Genomic DNA, 18,525 nt, shown 5'->3' with positions numbered 1-18,525 from the left:
ACTCCAGAACCACTGAAGCCAGAATGTTCAAGAGATCGCAGAGCGGCTCGCTTTTGATCCGCCGTCCGTGGCCCTCGATTCACCCGTCGCCGAGACACCTCCTCAAGGACTCCGCCGACCAGGCCGTCCGAGCCCTCGCCCAAGCACTCGACCGGGTCGCCGATGGTGGGCGGAGTACGATCCGCGGGCCGGGCGAGACCTTCCGGTGAGCGGCGTGGCCACGCGCCGGACAGCTTCGGTTCTGCGGTCTGGATACGGGGGGCATCTCTGGCCGGAGCTCCGGTCGGAGGTTCCCGCGCTCGTGTCGGCAGCAGAAGTGTCGTCTTCCTCGGGGCCCGACCTGCCAGCCCTTCCGGTGAGGCTACCGCCCGCCCTTCGCCGGACAGGCGCGGCGGGCGACCCTCAGGGCGGGAGCGGTCCGCGCGCGGCGGAAACCCCCGTCAACTCCAATGGGTTACCCTCTTGCAGATCAAGAGTGCGCAAAGAGGGGGAGTTGTGAAAGTGGTGGTCGCTTCAAGCCAGCGCGTGGCCTGAAAATCCGCAGCGCCCACGATGTTCACAGCAGTTCCCGGAGCCTTCACCTCCGATTCATAGCCGGGCCACCCCTTCTAAGGTTCGCGTCGGGAGCACATCCGTCCGGCCACCCGCCACACACCCGGGATTCGCTGGGACGGCGACTGCCCGACACCGGCCGACCGCCCGTCCGGCGGCTGGCCGCCGCACCCCGGCGCGGGGGCTCCGGTGCCAACGCGCCGCCCGCGGCCCGCCGCGCGGCCGGCAGCGTCGGGCGACTCGGCCGCACGCGCGGGGTCCCCGGACCGGCGACCCGGCGGACGCGTCGGCGCCGGGCAGCCCAACGTCGTCGACCGCCTCGGCGGCACCGCGACATTACCTTCGCACGGTTCACGCGGCCGTGACGTCCTGACGGCCAATCACCAACCGTCTGTGGAAACGGGATCCGCCGGTCAGGCCGGTCCGGGCGGCCGATCCGACCGGGCTGCGGGCGGCGCGCGGGGGAAGGTGACTTTGCCCACAGTCGGACGTAGGCCGGTTGCTCGCTCACAGTCACTACCCGGAGTCGCGAGCCCGCCGTAACGAGCGCCCGCCCGCCCGTCGGCCCCCTCCCGCACCAGCACTCCCGGCAGCACCAGCCGGGCGTCCCGGTCTGGACCATTCACAGCGCCAGGACCTCGGACGATGGTGGCGTCGGCGCTGCGGACACGAGGCAAAGCCGAATGGAACTCCCATTAAACCTGCGACAAGAATTGACCGTCGGGCCCGACTGGCAGAAAGGGGTCATCGGGGTCAGCGCGAAGGCCCTCCAAGCCGTGCAGACCCGTCAGTTCTGACGCGGATCGACGACACTGCGCGACGATCGCGGCGCCAAAGTAAGGGGTACCCCCTACTTTCCCTCCGGTGTCTAACATGCCCATGGAAGTGCCCCTAGGAACGTCTCGACTACTGTCGAGTCCCCGGCCCGAGGGATCTGCGAATCAGACGGCTGGCCAGCGTCAACCGTGTACGACTTGAAGACAGGATGGAACATGATTGAAGAGGCAACGAATAGCCCGTGGCTGATCCGATTCCACCCTGCACAGGAGCCGAAGGCGCGGTTGGTGTGCCTCCCGCACGCCGGAGGTTCGGCCTCCTCCTACTTCGCGACGTCCCGCGCCCTCGTCCCACACGCCGATGTGGTTGCCGTTCAGTACCCCGGCCGGCAGGACCGCCGGGCCGAGCCCTGCATCACCGACCTCGGTGAGCTGGCGGACGCCATCGCGACCGAACTGAAGCCCCACCTGGACCTGCCGCTGGTGCTGTTCGGCCACAGCTTCGGCGCGATGCTCGCCTTCGAGGTGGCCCGGCGGCTGGAGCAGGGCGGCCACACCGGCCCGCTGCACGTCATCGCCTCCGGGCGGCGGGCCCCGTCGACCCACCGCGAGGAGTCCGTGCACACCCGCGACGACGACGGGGTCATCGCCGAGATGCGGCTGCTGAGCGGGACCGACGCCCGCCTGCTGGCCGACGAGGAACTGATGCGGATGGCCCTGCCGGCCATCCGGGGCGACTACACGGCGGTGGAGACGTACCGGGCGGAGCCGGGAGCCGCCACCCGCGCACCGATCACCGTCCTCACCGGCGACGCCGACCCACGTACCTCGGCGACGGAGGCGGCGGCCTGGGAGAACCACACCAGTGGCGGCTTCGCCCTGCACACCTTCCAGGGCGGCCACTTCTTCCTGGGCGACCACCTGGAGGAGGTGGTGCGGATCGTGGCCGGCTGTCTCGCCTGACCACGATGCGGCCGTGAATCGACCGGGATCTACCGACCGCCTTTCGCGCGGTGCTCCAAAGGACTTACCGGACGGTCTGCCAGGCGGGCGGAGACCGGACGCTCGGGGGAGAGTGAAACATTTGGCCACTCAAATATCGGTACGGACCGACCAACTGGCGCTGCTGGGGAAGTTCCTGGACAGCGCACGGCAGGGCCGGGGGCGCGTGGCCCTGCTCAGCGGCCCGGTGGCGAGCGGGAAGACCGCACTGCTGACGCGCTTCGGTGAGGACGCGCTGGCGGACGGGGCGGTCCTGCTGGACTGCACGGGGGACTCGGCCGAGAGCGCGCTGCCGTTCGCCCTGGCACGGAAGATCTTCGAGAACGCGCCACTGACCGCCTCGGCCCGGGCCGAGGCGACCCGACTGCTCGACGAGGCCCGGGGGGAACCGGACACCCACGAGCAGATGCTGGCCATCCGGAAGCTGGTCACCCTCCTGCTCGACACGGCGAAGGAGCAGCCGGTCGTCATCGCCGTCGACGACGTCCACGACAGCGACCCGGCGTCCCTGCGCTTCCTGCTCTACCTGGTCCGGCGGATCCAGCACGCCCGCGTCCTGGTCGTGCTCAGCGAACCGGCCCGGCCGGGACCGGAACAGCGGAACCTGCACGCGGAACTCGCGCACCTGCCGCACTGCACCAGGCTGCGGCTCAAGCTGCTGTCGCCCGCCGGCACCGCCGAGCTGCTGGAGGAGTTCCTCCCGCCGTCGGCCACGACCGGGCTGGCGTTCGAATTCCACAAGATCACCGGCGGCAGCCCGCTGCTGCTCCGGGGACTGATCGAGGACCACCTGACGGCCGTCGAGGCCGGGGAGTCGGCCCCCTCCGTCGCCCGGGGCGAGCACTACGCGCAGGCCGTGATCGACTGCCTGCGCCGCCTCGGCCCCGAAGCGCCGGGCGTCGCCCGGGGCATGGCGGTGCTCGGCGGGTCCGGCACCCCGAAGTTCGTGGCCCAGCTGCTCGACCTCCCCGACAAGACCGTCGAGAAGGCCGTGGCCGACCTCTCCCGGAGCGGTCTCCTGCGCCAGGGCGTTTTCCGCGACGCCCGGGCCGCCGCCCTGGTGCTGGAGGCCGCGCCCGCCGGGACCGTCACCCGGCTGCGCACCCGGGCCGCCGAGATGCTCCACGCGTACGGGTTCGCGGCGCCCGAGGTCGCCCGCCACCTGGTGGCGGCCGGCGTGCCGGGCGCAGCATGGACGGTGCCGGTGCTCCAGGAGGCCGCCGAGTACGCGCTGGCCAACGGCGACATGGAGTTCGTCCGGCGCGCCCTGGCGCTGGCCCAGGAGTCCTCCGACGACGACCAGTTGCGCGCCTCCCTCAGGGTGAAGCTGGCCGGAGTGACCTGGCGGGCCGACCCGGCCGCCGTCGACGTGCAGGTCGCGCAGCTCCTGCCGGGCTCGGAGCCCGAGCCGGACGCGACGGCCGAGCAGTTGTCCACCAGCGACCTCGTGGTCACCGTCGCCTACCTGGCGTGGTCGGGCCGACTGGACCGGGCGACCGGGCTGTTGGACGCGCTGGAGGAGCACCCCGCGTGGTCCGGCGGCGAGGAGCGCACCGCGCTCGTCACCGCCCGGCACTGGCTGGCCATGCTCAGCCCGTCGCTGCGCCTGCCGGACGGCATCCGGACCCCGGTCGGCGCCGGCGACGCCATCGCCGGCGACGCGGACACCGCGCACCGGCACGCCGCCTGGGCCGTCACCGCGGCCCTGTCCGACCAGGGCCGGCGCTCCGACGCGGTGTCCGAGGCGACCCGGGTGCTGCAGCGCTACCAGCTCAACGACGGCTTCATCCAGCCCCTGGTCTTCGCCCTGTGGGCGCTGGTCTACGCCGATCGGCTCGACCTCGCGCTGCCCTGGTGCGAGCGGCTGCTGACCGAGTCCGCGGACCGTCACGCGCCGGTCTGGCAGGCGCTGTTGCTGTCCGTGCGGGCCGAGATCGCGCTGCGCCAGGGCGACCTGCCCGCAGCCCGGCGCCACGCCGAGCGGGCGCTGTCCCGGATGAGCCAGAAGAGCTGGGGGCTGGGCTCCTGCCTGCCGCTGGCCACCCTCGTCCAGGCGCACACTGGCATGGGCGGCTACGAGGAGGCGCGCACCCTGCTCGGCTGGTCCCTGCCCAAGTCCTTCGGACAGACGCTGCCGGGGCTGCACTACCGCCGTGCCCGGGGCCGCTGGAACCTCGCGATGGGCCGCTACCACGTGGCGCTGGAGGACTTCCTCGGCTGCGGGGAGCTGATGGCGGAGTGGGGCTGCGACGTCCCCGAGCTGGTGCCGTGGCGGCTGGACGCGGCGGAGACCTGGCTCGCGCTCGGCCGGGCCGACAAGGCGCGCGAGCTGGCCGAGGAGCAGCTGGCCAGGAACCCGGAGCAGTTGCGCGGGGTCACCCTGCGGGTGCTCGGTTCGGCGACCGGCGGGCAGCTCGGGCTGCGGTACCTCCAGGAAGCGGCGGAGCTGCTGGAGGACGGCGGCGACCGGATGCAACTGGCGCTCGCGCTGGCGGAGTCGGGTCGGGCGTACCGCTCGCTCGACGACGTCAACCGGGCCCGGATGCTGATACGCAAGGCGTGGCACCTGGCCAAGGCCTCCGGCGCGGAGCCGCTGTACCGCCAGCTGATCCCGGGGTACGCGGACACGGACGCGGACGCCGACCTCGACGCACCGGGCCACGAGCCCGCCCCGCCGCAGGACGCCGCGTCGTTGACCGAGGCGGAGAACCGGGTGGCGTTGCTGGCCGCGCACGGACACACCAACCGGGAGATCGCCGCGAAGCTGTACGTCACGGTGAGCACGGTCGAACAGCATCTGACCCGCATCTACCGGAAGTTGAACGTGAAGCGGCGGCGCGACCTGCCCACCAAGCTGTCGGCGAGCGACCTGCAGCCGAAGGTGATCCCCGGACCGACGGCGGGTGGTCCGGTCGCGGTGCTGAGCACCCACGCTGTCGGCACAGGTCTATACAATTAGGCCGATCAGCATCACGCGTCACACGGACGGAACTCGGGGGAGGTGCGGTTCGGTTCCGATCGCAGGACACGGTGTTCCGGGGAGCCGCCCCCCGAACGCCACCACACGGCGGGGACTCCACGGGGAGCGCAGTCACAGTCGTACTCGGGGGCATCCCGGGGTGGGCGGTCTTCGGGCTGGGGCAGCGCAGCACACGGGTGAACGGACGGACGCGGGCGACGGCCCGCCGGGGCCGTCCGTCCCCGCTGTGCGCAGCGGACGACAAAGGGTACGGCGATGGTGAGGAACACAAACAGCCGCTCGACAGGGCTCCACGCGTTTCTGGCAGGGAGCCTCCTGGGGGTGGGCAGCCGCCCCCGGCCGAAGATCACGAGCATCGGCGGGGCAGCGGGTACCGGCAAGACCACACTGCTCTACGAGATCACGGAACGCGCCGCCCGACGTGGGGCCGCCGTCGTCAGCGCGGTGGCCTCTCCGGCGGAGCAGGGCCTGCCGTACGAGGTGATCGAACAGCTCCGGCAGGGCCTGCCGGGTGGTGGGAGGGCGCGGCCGCGCTGGCTGGAGACCACCGGTCCGGTGACGCCGCAGGTCCTGGACGAACTCCGCCGGGAGTTCACCGGCCCGCGGGCGGGGCGCCCGGTGCTGATCACCGTCGACGACGCCCAGTTCGCCGACCGGCACTCCCTGCAGTGCCTCCTCCACCTGGTGCGGCACTCCCCCGCCGGCGAGGCGACCGTGATCCTCACCCGGGCCGACCGGGCCGGCGGGCAGGCCTCGCCGCTGGACGAGCTGCTCGCCGACGAGGACGTGCGCGAGGTCCGGCTCGGCCCGCTGACCGTCGAGGAGGTCGCCGGGGTGCTCGCCGAGCAGCTACCCGCTGCCGAGGCCAGGCGCCTGGCCCCCACCGTCCACCAGGTCGGAGGGGGCAACCCGCTGCTGACCAAGGCCCTGCTGGCCGACCACCTCACCCACCGGGCGCCGGGCGACACGTTCCGGCAGGCCGCGCTGCGCTGCATCCACCGCAGCGGGGACGCGGCGCTGGCCGCCGCCCGCGGCCTGGCCCTGCTGGGCAGCGCCGACGGCGCGCCGCACCTGGGCGCTCTGGTCGGCCTGGACGACGGGCAGGCCGGGGACGCGGTGGCCGCACTGGGCGCCGCGGGCATCCTGGCGGGCCCGCACTTCCGCCACGAATCCGCCCTGGCGGCCGTCCTGGACGACCTGCCCGCCGAGGAGTGCACCCGACTGCGCCACCGGGCCGCCGAACTGCTGCACCACGGCGGCGCGGACCCGATGAGCGTCGCCGACCAGCTGCTCGGCCTCGGCCTGGCCGGCCGACCGGCCGGCCAGGAGTGGGTGTACCGGGTGCTCCAGGAGGCGGCGCACCGGGCGCTCGAGCGCGACGACGTCGGATACGCCATGCGCTGCCTCCAGCTGGCCGAGCACCACTGCCCGAACGAAGCCGCCCGGCTCGGCGTCAAGTTCGCCCTGGCCCGCCTCACCTGGAGCATGCGGCCCTCCGCCGCGCCCCATCAGGTGCAGTCCCTCGTCGAGCCGGCCTGCGAGGGCCTGATCCCGCCCGACTACACCCTGCGCCTGGTCACCAAGCTCATGTGGTACGGGCATCCGGAGGACGCCGTCCTCGTCTTCCGGGGCGTCAGTTCCTCCCTGGACGAGGACGACGACGCCCCGGGCCTGGGCGCCGAACTCCAGGCCACCCGGATGCTGATGGCGGCCACCTACCCCGGCGCACTGGACGGCACCGAGCAGCCGCATGCCGCCGGCCCGACCTGCGAGCCGGCCTCCGGCCGGGCGCCGGACGCCTCCCGGCCGACCGCGGCCCCCGAGCCGACCAGCGCGCCGGTGCCCAGGTGCGGTCCCGACTCCGTCTCCGACGCCTGGAAGGCGCTCCAGCACACCCGGCTCACCGAGCACAGCCTGGAGACCCTCCGGGCCGCCCTGCTCACCCTCGTTCTGCACGAGCAGCTCGGTGACGCCGACCGGGCCTGCGACCGCCTGCTCTCCCAGGTCTCCCCCAGGCACGCCCCGCCCACGCCCGCGGTGCTGACCGCCATGCGTGGACTGATCTCCCTGCGCCGCGGCCGGCTCTCCGAGGCCGCTGGGCTCGCCGAGGCGGCGCTGCAGCAACTGCCCGCGCGGGCCTGGGGCGTGGCCATCGGCCTGCCGCTGGCGGTACTGGTCGAGGCTCGGAGCCACATGGGCCGGTACGACGCCGCCGCCGAGGCGCTTGGTCGGCCGGTGCCGAACGCGATGTTCCGGACCCGTTTCGCGCTGGGCTTCATCTACGCGCGTGGGCGGTTCCACCTCGCCACCGGCCGGCACCACGCCGCGCTCGCCGACTTCGTGGAGTGCGGCCGGCTGATGGCGCAGTGGGACCTGGACTCCGCCTCGCTCGCCCCCTGGCGGCTGGGCGCGGCCGAGGCGTGGCTGCAGCTGGAACAGCGCGACCGGGCCGTCGGCCTGCTCGACGAGCACCTCGGCCGCATCCGCCCCTCCCAGGGCCGCACCCGGGGCCAGGCGCTACGGGTGCTCGCGTCCACCGCACCGGCCGCCGAGGCGGCCGAACTCCTGGAGGAGGCGGTCCAGTTGCTGCACGACTCGGACGACCAGTACACCCTGGCGCTGGCCACGGCCGACCTCGGCCGCGCCCACAAGCGACTGGGCGACCGGGCCAAGGGACGGCTGCTGATGCGCCGCGCCATGTTCCTGGCCGACAGCTGCGGCGCGCACGAGCTCTTCCAGGTGCTCCAGCCACCCGCGGCGGGCAGTGCCGCGGGCGGCACGGGGCGTCCGCGCCGCCCGGGCCCGCAGGCCGAGGGAGCTCTGACCGCGGCCGAGCGCCGGGTCGCCGCCCTCGCCGCGCACGGGCACACCAACCGGGAGATCGCCGACAAGCTGTTCATCACCGTCAGCACCGTCGAGCAGCACCTCACCCGGGTGTACCGGAAGACGAACATCAGTCACCGTCAGGACCTCTCGACCAGTTTGGACTTCGATGTCGCCCACTCCGCTTGACCGCCCCGCGCTCGGCCCCCGCCTGCTCGCCGTCAGTGACCTGCACGTGGGGATGGCCGACAACTGGCCCGTGGTCGAACGGCTGCGTCCCGGCCACGACGGCGACTGGCTCATCGTGGCCGGCGACGTCGGCGAGCTGACCGCGGACATCGAGAAGGCACTGCGGCTGCTGGCCGGCCGCTTCGCGAAGGTCGTCTGGGCGCCGGGCAACCACGAACTGTGGACGCCGCGCGAGGACAGCGTGCAGCTGAGGGGGGTCGAACGCTACCGGCACCTGGTCGGCCTGTGCGCGGAGCTCGGTGTGGCGACACCGGAGGACCCCTGGCCGGTGTGGACCGGCCCCGGCGGCCCCCTGGCGGTGGCCCCGCTGTTCACGCTGTACGACTACACCTTCCGGGTCCCGGGCGCGGCGACCGCCGAGGAGTCGCTCAGGCTCGCCCACGAGGCCGGCGTGGTCTGCACCGACGAGTACCTGCTCCACCCCGACCCGTACCCGGGGCGGGCCGAGTGGTGCCGGGCGCGGGTCGCCGGAACCGAGGCGCGGCTGCGCGCGCACGACCCGGACGTCCCGCTCGTCCTGGTCGGCCACTGGCCGCTCGTGCGCCGGCCCACCGACGTGCTCTGGTACCCGGAGTTCGCGCAGTGGTGCGGCACGGTGCTGACCGCTGACTGGCACACACGGTTCAACGTCGTCGTGGTCGTCTACGGGCACCTGCACATCCCCCGCACCACCTGGTACGAGGGCGTGCGCTTCGAGGAGGTGTCCATCGGCTACCCCCGCGAGTGGCGCCGGCGCGGGCACCCGCGCGGCCTGCTGCGCACCATCGCCCCGTTCGACGGCACGGAGCCCGTCGTGACGGGCGGGTGAGCGGAGCCGGGCGAACCGGCCCCGGCCCGGTCGGGGCGGCGGAGCCGGAACGGGCGGGAGCCGGTCCGAGGTGTCTCGGACCGGCTCCGCCCTGCGCTGCCTGACGGGGGATCGGCAGCGGGCTTCGGGGGATCAGGCGGCGTTGCCGGCGGCCACCCGCTCCAGGTAGGCCACCGCGTCGTCGATGGTCGGCAGGCCGAGCATCTCGCGGTGCGCCGTGCGGATGCCGGCCGCGATCCGCCCGTCGGACAGCACCCGGCGGCAGGCCGCGGCGACACCCTCGGGGGTCACCTCGGTGACGTGCACGCCGAGGTTCAGTTCGGCGAGGCGCTGCGCGTTGTGCAGGTGGTCGCCGAACTGCGGGAGGGCGACCATGGGCACGCCCTGGCGGATCGCCTCCCGGACTCCGCCGTAGCCGGCATGGGTGACGAACAGCTGGGCGCACTCCAGGAGGAGCTGCTGCGGCAGCCACTCCATGACGATCACGTTGTCGCCGATCTCGATCCCGTCGAGCGGGAAACCGGCCGTGCCGACCACGGCGTGCACGTCGAGCGCGGACAGGCCCTCGATGATGGCGCGCAGCGTCTCGGTCGGGTCGAGCATGCCCTCCGGCGGCTCGATGCCCTGGGACTTCATCCCCATGACCGTCGGCAGCGCACTGCCGACCGAGGCGACGACCAGCGGGCGGTCCCCGGAGAGCCCGGCCAGCTCGGTCGGCAGGGCCGCGGCGCCGCCCAGCGCGGCCGGCTGCTGGTAGGCGAAGGCCTGCGGCACGTCGTAGCGGACGAACGAGAAGTCACCGGGCACGCAGTCGATCCGGCCGTGCGGGTAGATCGACCACGGCGAATCCTTCGGCACCAGCCCGACCTCGGTGCGGCGTTCGTTGAGGAACGGCAGCAGTCCCTCGGGGTCGGTGACGTTCGTCGGACCGGACGGGCAGGACACGTGCGGAATTCCGAGTGCCTCGGCGACGAGGACTCCGGTGAGTTCACCGCCGTCCCGCAGAACCAGGTCCGGGCCGAACTCCTTGGCGATCGGAAGAATGCGCTCGAAGGTCGTCGTGATGTGCGGACCACCGCCCCAGAGAATCATCTGGAGGCGATTGTCGACGACGATCTCCTCGGTTTCCCCGCGCTCCTCCCGGCGACCCCGGAGGGAGAATATGGCCTGCATGATCTCGGGAATGGTCGGCATCACCGGCTCGACGGCCATCGCGGATCCGGCGAACACCGGCGCGAGGTGCTCGGGCACTGTGGCCAGGACGTCGTGCCCCGCCGCGGCCAGCGCCCGGGCGAGCGGCAGCACCTCATTGGCGTGCCCCTGCGTCCCGGTCACCGTACAGAAAACTCGCATTGCCCGACTCTCCCTACCGACCGATGCTTTCCGCATACTCCGTCCTACTGCCTCCGATGGTTCTCCCGGGGGGTGGAACCGGACAACCCCTACCCACCCCACGCCTCACCGGGGACCCGGGGCCGGCCTAGTTGGCCTGCGCGGGAGCCCCGACGGAGGGCCGGCGCAGCCAGCGGACCGCGACGCCGACGGTCCGTGTGAGAACCATCGCCATCGCCATCAGGACGAAGAACGCGGCGACCCCGTCGGGGTCGATCTGCTGCTCGACGGTCCACTTGCCGAAATCGGCCCGGAAGGAGTCGTCGTTCTCCAGCGTCCAGATGAATCCGAGCCGGCCGGCCAGCACCAGGAGCCAGATCGACAGATAGGCCCCTCCCGCCCTCGTGTAGGTCTTTCCGGACTTGGGGTCGTGGTCGATCCGCATCGTGTAGAGCAGCCCGGCACCGATGGCGATTCCGATCGCGATGCCGACACCCGCGGATGTCAGATTGGGGGCCGTCGCCTTCAGGTTGTGCAGCATGTCGTAGGCGAACCAGGCCACCAGACCCAGTGGCATCAGAAGCTTGAAAACGCCGAACCGGTGTCTCCCCACCTGCGTGAAGAGGACGATGGTGATGAGAATCCCGCTCAGGAAGAGCGCATCTTTCATCCCGTCAGTCACGAGAACCTCCGCTGTCGTTCCGAACTGATGAGGAGATTAGCCGTGGGACGACCCCCGGTCCTGGGACCGGGGGTGGACAGAAGGGGTGGACAACGCGGTCGCGTTCTCCACCCCCCGGCCGGTCCACCGTCGTCAGGTGGACCGGCTCAGCCGAGCCGGTCGGTCAGCCAGGCGTGCACCGCGCGGGCGGTGCTCGCGGCGTGCTCCTCCATCATCGAGAAGTGATCGCCCTCGGTGTCCACCGCGGTGTGCTCCGGCGCCCAGGTGGACCGCCAGTTCTCCTGGTGCCGCCAGTTCGGCAGCGGTTCGGTGGCGCGCACCAGCAGGGTCGGCGCGGCGATCGGCTGCGGCCGCCAGTCGGCGAACAGCCGGAAGTAGCCGGCCATCGCGGTGAGCCGGACGTCGCCGAGCGCCCCGAAGCCCCCGGCCGGCACGGCCGTGCCGGCGCCGTCCGGGCCGGGCTCGGGAGCGTCGGCCCCGGGAGCGCCGCCCCCGAGCCGGGCCTGCACCCCGTTGAAGGCGTTGGTGTCCAGCGGGTAGATGTCGATCAGCACCAGCGCCTCGGGCCGGACGCCCTGCCGCTCCAGGTGGCTGACCAGGGCGTGCGCCAGCATGCCACCGGAGGAGTGCGCGGCGAGCACGAACGGCCGGTCACCGGTGTGCGCGAGCAGCGCCCGCGCGTGCGCCTCGGCCAGGGCCCCGATGCCGGCGGGCAGCGGCTCCCCCGGCACGAAGCCCGGTGCGGGCAGCACCGAGACGTCGCGCACGTCCCGCAGCGCGGCGGCGAAGCGCGCGTACTCGTGCGGACCGGACATCGGCAGGATCGACGGGATGCAGATCAGCTCCGGCCCGACGTCGCCCTTCGCCAACCGGACCACGTCCAGCGCCCCGTCGAGTTCCTCCGGCGACTCGAAGGACGGCCGGAACTCCGAGGCGGAGGTGAGCAGGTGGATGAACTCCTGGAGCCGGCCGAGCTCGCCCGCCCGGCGTGCCATGGCACCGAACACGCTTTCCGGTTCGCGGACCGGCACGACCTCCTCCTCGGTCCGTGCGGAGGCGGTCCCGATCGCCCTGGAGAGGTAGGCCGCCAGCGCCTCCGGCGTGGGGTTCTCGAAGGCCACCGTGGCGGGCAGCCGCACCCCTGCCGCCGCACCGAGCCGGTTGCGCAGCTCGACGGCGCTGAGCGAGTCGAAGCCCATCTCCAGGAACCGGCGGGCGGGCGGCACCGCCTCGGCGTCGGAGTAGCCGAGCACCAGGGCCGCCTGGGTGCGGACGTACTCCAGCACGATCGCCCCGCGGTCCTGCTCGGCCACCCCGGCCAGCCGGTCGGCCAGGGACGGGCCGTCCGCGCCCCGGTCGCCCTCCGACCGGCGGGCGACCGGCTTGACCAGGCCGCGCATCAGCGGCGGCAGGGCCTCCGGGCCGGCCTGGCGCAGCCCCGCGAGGTCCACCCGCATCGGAACCAGCACGGCCTGGCCCGCACCGAGCGCCACGTCGAACAGGGCGAGCCCCTCCTCCGAGGTGAGGCCGGGGATGCGGCGGCCGGTCCGGGCCGCGGCCTGCTCCCCGTTGGCCTCGCCGATGGCGTCGAGGCTGTCCAGCCAGAGCCCCCAGGCGAGCGCGGTGGCCGGCAGGCCGGCCGCCCGACGCCGCTGGGCGAGCGCGTCGACGAAGGCGTTGGCGGCCGCGTAGTTGGCCTGCCCCGGGTTGCCCATGACACCCGCGGCCGAGGAGAACAGCACGAAGGCCTTCAGGTCCAGACCCTCGGTCAGCTCGTGCAGGTGGAGCGCCGCATCGACCTTGGGGCGCAGGACCTTCGCCAGCCGCTCGGGGGTGAGGCCGTCGACCGTGCCGTCGTCGAGCACGCCGGCGCTGTGCACCACCGCGGTGAGCGGGCGGTCGGCGGGGACGTCCGCCAGCAGCTTCCCCAGTGCCTCCCGGTCGGAGGTGTCGCAGGCGGCGATCTCGACGTGGACCGCGCCGAGGCCGGTCAGCTCGTCGGCGAGCTCGGCCGCGCCCTCGGCCGCCGAGCCGCGCCGGCTGGTCAGGACGAGGCTGCGGACCCCGTGCTCGGTGACCAGGTGGCGGGCCACCAGGGCGCCGAGCGTACCGGTGCCGCCGGTGATCAGGACCGTGCCGTCCCGGTCGAGCAGCGGGTGCGCGGGGGCCTCCCCGGCGGCCGGGTCGACGGTGGCCGGCACCCGGACCAGCCGCGGGCTCAGCGCGGTGCCCGCCCGCAGCGCCAGCTCCGGCTCTCCGGAGGCGACCGCCGCGAGCAGCGCCCCGTCCGAGGCGTCGTCGAGGTCGACCAGCACGAACCGGCCCGGGTTCTCGGTGCGCGCGGAGCGCAGCAGGCCCCACACCGGGGCCGCGGCCAGGCCCGGGACGTCCTCGTCCGGACCGGTCGGGACGGCGTTGCGGGTCACCGCCACCAGCCGGGTGTCGGCCAGCCGCTCGTCGGTGAGCCAGGTCCGCACGACGGTCAGCGCATCGAGCGCGGTGCCGTGCGCGGCCTCGCACAGGCCGTCCGCCCCGGCGGGGGCGGCCGCCGGACCGAAGGGGGCGAAGACCAGCTCGGGCGCGCGCTCGCCGGCGTCCAGGGCGGCCGTCAGCGCCGCCAGGTCGGCGTACCGGGTCGGCGCCACACCGTCCAGACCCGCCCCGAGCACCGCCGCCGACGGCCGGGCGCCGCCCGCCGCCGGCGCCTGCGGCACCCACTCCACCCGGAACAACGACTCGTGGTGCCGACCCCCGGCCGCGTTCAGCCGCTCCGCCGACACCTGCCGCACGACCAGTCCCTCGGCCGCCACCACCGGGCGCCCCGAGGCGTCGGCCACCTGCAGCGACAGGGCCTCCTCGCCCGCCACCGGCGCGAAGCGTACGCGCAGTGCGGTGGGCCCGGTGCCGTACCGGCTGACGCCGCGCCAGGAGAACGGCATCCACAGCCCACCGCCCGACTCGCCGCCCGGCTCGACCGAGCCCGCCGCGACGGCGTGCATGGCCGCGTCGAGCAGGGCCGGGTGGACACCGAACCGGCCGGCCTCGGCGTGCAGTTCCTCGGGCAGGGCGATCTCGGCGAAGATCTCCTCACCACGCCGCCACACCGCACGCAGCCCCCGGAAGGCCGGCCCGTATCCGATTCCCGTCGCGTGGAAGTCGTCGTACAGGCCGTCGACGGGCAGCCGCTCGCCGCCCTGCGGCGGCCAAGCCGTGAAGTCGAAACCGGCGTCCGCGGGCGCCCCGGCCAGCCAGCCCGTCGCGTGCCGGGTCCACTCCTGTTCGCCCTCGTCGCCCTCGACGCGCCCGTACACGTCGATGCCGCGCCGCCCCGCCTCGTCGGGTACGCCGACGGCGATCTGCACCGCGACACCGCCCTGCTCCGGCAGGATCAGCGGGGCCTCGAAGGTCAGCTCCTCCAGCGCCCCGCAACCGACCAGGGCGCCCGCGTACAGCGCGTACTCGACGAAGGCGGTGCCGGGCAGCAGCACCGTGTCGAGGGCCGCGTGGTCGGCGAGCCAGCCGTGTGTCTGCAGCGAGAGCCGGCCGGTCAGCAGCAGCCCGTCCGCGTCCGCGCGCTCGATCGTGGCGGACAGCAGCGGGTGGTCGGCGGGCACCAGACCGGCCGATGCGACGTCACCGGTGTACGAGCCGGGCTCCAGCCAGTAGCGGCGACGCTGGAACGCGTACGTCGGCAGCTCGACCGGGCGGCCCGGCGCGATCACCGCGGACCAGTCGGGCTCGGCCCCGTGCGCGTGGGCGGTGGCCAGGGCCGCCGCGAAGCGCAGCGCCGAACCCTCGCCGCGGCGCAGCGTGCCGAGAACGGCGGCGTCGCTGCCGGTGTCCTCCAGGATGCCCTGCAGCGGGACGGTCAGCACCGGGTGCGGGCTGACCTCGACGAACAGCCGGTGCCCGGCGCCCAGCAGCTCCCGGACCGCGCCGTCGAACTCGACCGTCCGGCGCATGTTCAGGTACCAGTACTCGGCGTCCATGCCCGCCGTGTCCAGCAGTTCGCCGGTGACCGTCGAGTACAGCGGCACCGTCGCCGGGCGCGGCGCGACCGGGGCGAGGTCCGTGAGGATCCGCCCCCGCAACGGCTCCACCTGGGCGGAGTGGCCCGCGCCGAGCGCACCGGGCACCCGGCGGACCCGGATCTCCGCCGCCTCCATCGCCGCCACGAACTCGTCCACCGCGTCCGGCACCCCGGCCACCACACAGGCGCCGGGCCCGTTCACCACCGCGACCGACAGCCGGTCGCCGTACGGCGCGATGTGCGCGCGGACCTGTTCCACCGGAGCCAGTACCGAGGCCATCGCGCCCTTGCCGATCAGCGCGAGGAGCGCCTTGCTGCGCAGCGCGACGATCCGGGCGGCATCCTGCAGCGAGAGCGCGCCCGCCACGTACGCGGCCGCGACCTCACCCTGGGAGTGCCCGACCACGGCGGCCGGCTCGATGCCGCAGGCGCGCCACAGCGCGGCCAGCGACACCATGGTGGTGAAGAGCAGCGGCTGGAGCACGTCCAGCCGCTCGGTGTCCGGCGCGTCCGCGGCGCCGCGCAGCGCGTCGGCCACCGACCAGTCCAGGAACTCGGCGAAGGCCGCCTCGCACTCGGCGACAGCGGCCGCGAAGACCGGTGAGGACCCGATCAGTCCGGCCGCCATGCCGAGCCACTGCGAGCCTTGGCCGGGGAAGACGAATACGGTCCGGCGGTCCGGGCGGGCCATGCCCCGGACGACCGCCGAGCCCTCGCCCGCGTCCCGCCCCTCGGCGACGGCCGCGAGACCGGCCAGCAGCCCGTCCCGTCCGGCCGAGACCACGGCGGCCCGGTAGTCGAAGGCGGTGCGGTCGGCGAGCAGCGCGTGCGCCACGTCCGCCGGGTCCAGCTCCGGCCGGGCCGCGACGTACGCGCGCAGCCGCTCGGCCTGGTCGCGCAGGGCCTGCTCGGACGCCCCCGAAAGCAACCACGGCGCGGCCTGCGCCGGAAGCACCCGGGCCGGGTCGACGGCCTGCCCGGCGGCCTGCCCGACGGCCTGCTCGGGCGCCTGCTCCAGGACTACGTGCGCATTGGTGCCGCTCACTCCGAACGATGAGACCCCCGCGCGGCGCGGCTCACCGGTCTCCGGCCAGGGCCGGGCCTCGGTGAGCACCGCGACCGTGCCGTCCGACCAGTCGACCTTGCTGGTCACCTCGTCGACGTGCAGCGTCTTGGGCAGTACGCCGTGCCGCATCGCCAGCACCGTCTTGATGACGCCGCCGACACCGGCCGCCGCCTGGGTGTGGCCCACGTTCGACTTGAACGAGCCCAGCCACAGCGGGTTCGCCCGGTCACGTCCCTGCCCGTAGGTGGCGATCAGCGCCTGCGCCTCGATCGGGTCGCCCAGCGCGGTGCCCGTGCCGTGCGCCTCCACCGCGTCCACCTGCTCGGGCGCGAGTCGGGCGTCGGCCAGCGCCTCCAGGATGACGCGCTGCTGGGAGGGTCCGTGCGGGGAGGTCAGACCGTTGGAGGCACCGTCCTGGTTCACCGCCGTACCGCGCACCAGGCCGAGGATCCGCCGGCCGTTGCGGCGTGCGTCGGACAGGCGCTCCAGCAACAGCATGCCGGCCCCCTCGGAGAAGCCCGCTCCGTCCGCGTCCTCCGCGAACGCCTTGCAGCGTCCGTCCGCCGCCAGCCCCTGCTGCTTGCTGACCTCGATGAACGTGCCCGGCGCACACATGACCGTCGCACCGCCGGCCAGCGCCATCGAGCACTCGCCGCTGCGCAACGCCTGCACCGCCAGGTGCAGCGTCACCAGCGAGGACGAGCACGCGGTGTCGACGGTCATCGACGGGCCGACCAGCCCGAAGGTGTACGAGACCCGGCCGGAGGCGACACTGCCGGACGTCCCCGTGGAGAGGAAGCCGCCGACGCCCTCCGGCAGGGCCGGGGCCTGGGCCAGGTAGTCGGTGTTGTTCATCAGCCCGGCGAACACGCCCGTCCGGCTGCCGCGCAGGTCGGCCGGCTTGATCCCGGCACTCTCGACGGCCTCCCAGGACGCCTCGAGCAGCAGCCGCTGCTGCGGGTCCATGGCGAGCGCCTCGCGCGGCGAGATCCCGAAGAACGCCGGGTCGAACTCCCCGGCGTCGTGCAGGAAGCCGCCGAAGACCGTATCGGACCCGTAGCCGTCCTCGTCCGCTCCTTGGAGCCCGGCGATGTCCCAGCCCCGGTCGGTCGGGAAAGCGGTCACCCCGTCGACGCCGTCGCGCACCATCTCCCACAGCCCGTCGGGGTTCTCCACCCCGCCCGGGAAGCGGCAGGCCATGCCGACGATCGCGATCGGCTCGTGGGCGTTCGACTCCAGCTCGCCCAGCCGTTGGCGAGTCTGGTGCAGATCTGCCGTGACCTGCTTGAGGAAGTGACGGAGCTTCTCCTCGTTGGACATGATGGTGTCTCTTCTCCTAGCGGATCTGGCGGTCCGGCGATCTTGTGATCTGGTGCGCTCTGACGATCGGATGGTCTGAGGGGGCCGTGGGCCTCTGCGGGCCCGTGGTCCTGCGGGCCCGTGGTCCTGCGGGCCCGTGAGCCCGGGGTCCGGTGGCGCGCGGACGGCAGCGGGTGACCGGCACGGGGCCGAGGCCGGCCCCGGTGGGGGGCGGGACCGGCCTCGGGCAGGTGGAAACGGGGTCAGGAGATGCCGAACTCCCGGCCGATGAAGTCGAACAGGTCGTCGTCACCGGCGTCGTCGATCACCTCCGTGACCGCGACGGCGGCCTCCCCGTCCTGCTCGCCGCTCCGGCCATCACCCAGCCGGGCCAGCAGCGCCTGGAGCCGGGTGACGACCCGGAGCCGCTCACCGCCCTCCGGCTCGCGCTCCGCGAACATCGACTCCAGGACGTCCAGCTCCTCGGCCACGCTGCGCCCGGCGTCGTTGCCGCCGGGCAGGAGAGTCAGCAGGTGGTCGGCCAGGTCCGCGGAGTTCGGGTGGTCGAACACCACGGTCGCGGGCAGCCGCTGCCCGACCGCCGCGCCGAGCTGGTTGCGGAACTCCACGGCGGTGAGCGAGTCGAAGCCCAGCTCCCGGAACGCCCGGTCGGCCGGCACCTCGGCCGTGCTCGCGAACCCGAGCACCGCAGCCACCTGCCCGCGGACCAGCTCCAGCACCGCCGGCCTGCGCGCCGCGGGCGGCAACGCCAGCAGTCCGTCGAGGGCGGTGCTCTGCGCCCCTCCGCCCGCAGTCTGGGCGGTGCGGCGAGTGGGGGTGCGGACCAGGGCCCGCAGCAGCGGCGGGACGCCGGTGGAGGCGGCCTGCCGACGGACGTCGGCCAGGTCCAGGCGGACCGGCACGAG

General features: G+C 73.8%; 8 protein-coding genes. 4 read left to right on the top strand and 4 right to left on the bottom strand.

Annotation, left to right across the window (positions count from 1 at the left end; genetic code table 11):
* Positions 1-1,544: 1,544 nt before the first annotated feature.
* From AC0B61_RS36290 to AC0B61_RS36275, 4 genes are all read left to right on the top strand, one after another.
* The gene (locus tag AC0B61_RS36290; protein WP_471746675.1) at positions 1,545-2,291 is read left to right on the top strand and encodes a thioesterase II family protein; all 747 of its coding nucleotides are present in this window, start codon (positions 1,545-1,547) and stop codon (positions 2,289-2,291) included.
* A 121-nt stretch (positions 2,292-2,412) separates the two neighbouring features.
* Complete coding sequence (locus AC0B61_RS36285) at positions 2,413-5,289, top strand: helix-turn-helix transcriptional regulator (protein ID WP_471746673.1); 2,877 nt, start codon at positions 2,413-2,415, stop codon at positions 5,287-5,289.
* Between the two features lie 342 nt (positions 5,290-5,631).
* Positions 5,632-8,322 (top strand): AAA family ATPase, encoded by a 2,691-nt coding sequence (locus tag AC0B61_RS36280; protein WP_471746671.1) that lies wholly within the window; start codon positions 5,632-5,634, stop codon positions 8,320-8,322.
* Positions 8,303-9,190, top strand: coding sequence for a metallophosphoesterase family protein (locus AC0B61_RS36275; protein WP_471746670.1), 888 nt, complete (start codon positions 8,303-8,305; stop codon positions 9,188-9,190). Before AC0B61_RS36280 ends, AC0B61_RS36275 begins: the two co-directional genes overlap by 20 nt.
* Before the next feature lie 132 nt (positions 9,191-9,322).
* Here the strand turns inward: AC0B61_RS36275 and AC0B61_RS36270 are convergent, their stop codons facing one another.
* The 4 genes from AC0B61_RS36270 to AC0B61_RS36255 all read right to left on the bottom strand — a co-directional run.
* Positions 9,323-10,543 carry a glycosyltransferase gene (locus tag AC0B61_RS36270; RefSeq protein ID WP_471746669.1) on the bottom strand — a complete coding sequence of 407 codons (1,221 nt, stop codon included), beginning with the start codon at positions 10,541-10,543 and terminating at the stop codon, positions 9,323-9,325.
* A gap of 127 nt (positions 10,544-10,670) precedes the next feature.
* On the bottom strand, positions 10,671-11,204 hold the full coding sequence (locus AC0B61_RS36265; RefSeq protein ID WP_471746667.1) for a CcdC protein domain-containing protein: 534 nt from the start codon (positions 11,202-11,204) through the stop codon (positions 10,671-10,673).
* Positions 11,205-11,350: 146 nt separating this feature from the next.
* On the bottom strand, positions 11,351-17,623 hold the full coding sequence (locus AC0B61_RS36260; RefSeq protein WP_471746677.1) for a type I polyketide synthase: 6,273 nt from the start codon (positions 17,621-17,623) through the stop codon (positions 11,351-11,353).
* A 239-nt stretch (positions 17,624-17,862) separates the two neighbouring features.
* A partial coding sequence (locus AC0B61_RS36255; RefSeq protein WP_471746665.1) for an acyl carrier protein occupies positions 17,863-18,525 on the bottom strand: 663 nt, incomplete at its 5' end.

This window comes from Kitasatospora sp. NPDC023385 (assembly GCF_055664045.1).
Note: the sequence above shows the minus strand (reverse complement) of the source record. Positions and strands in the feature narration are given on the sequence as shown.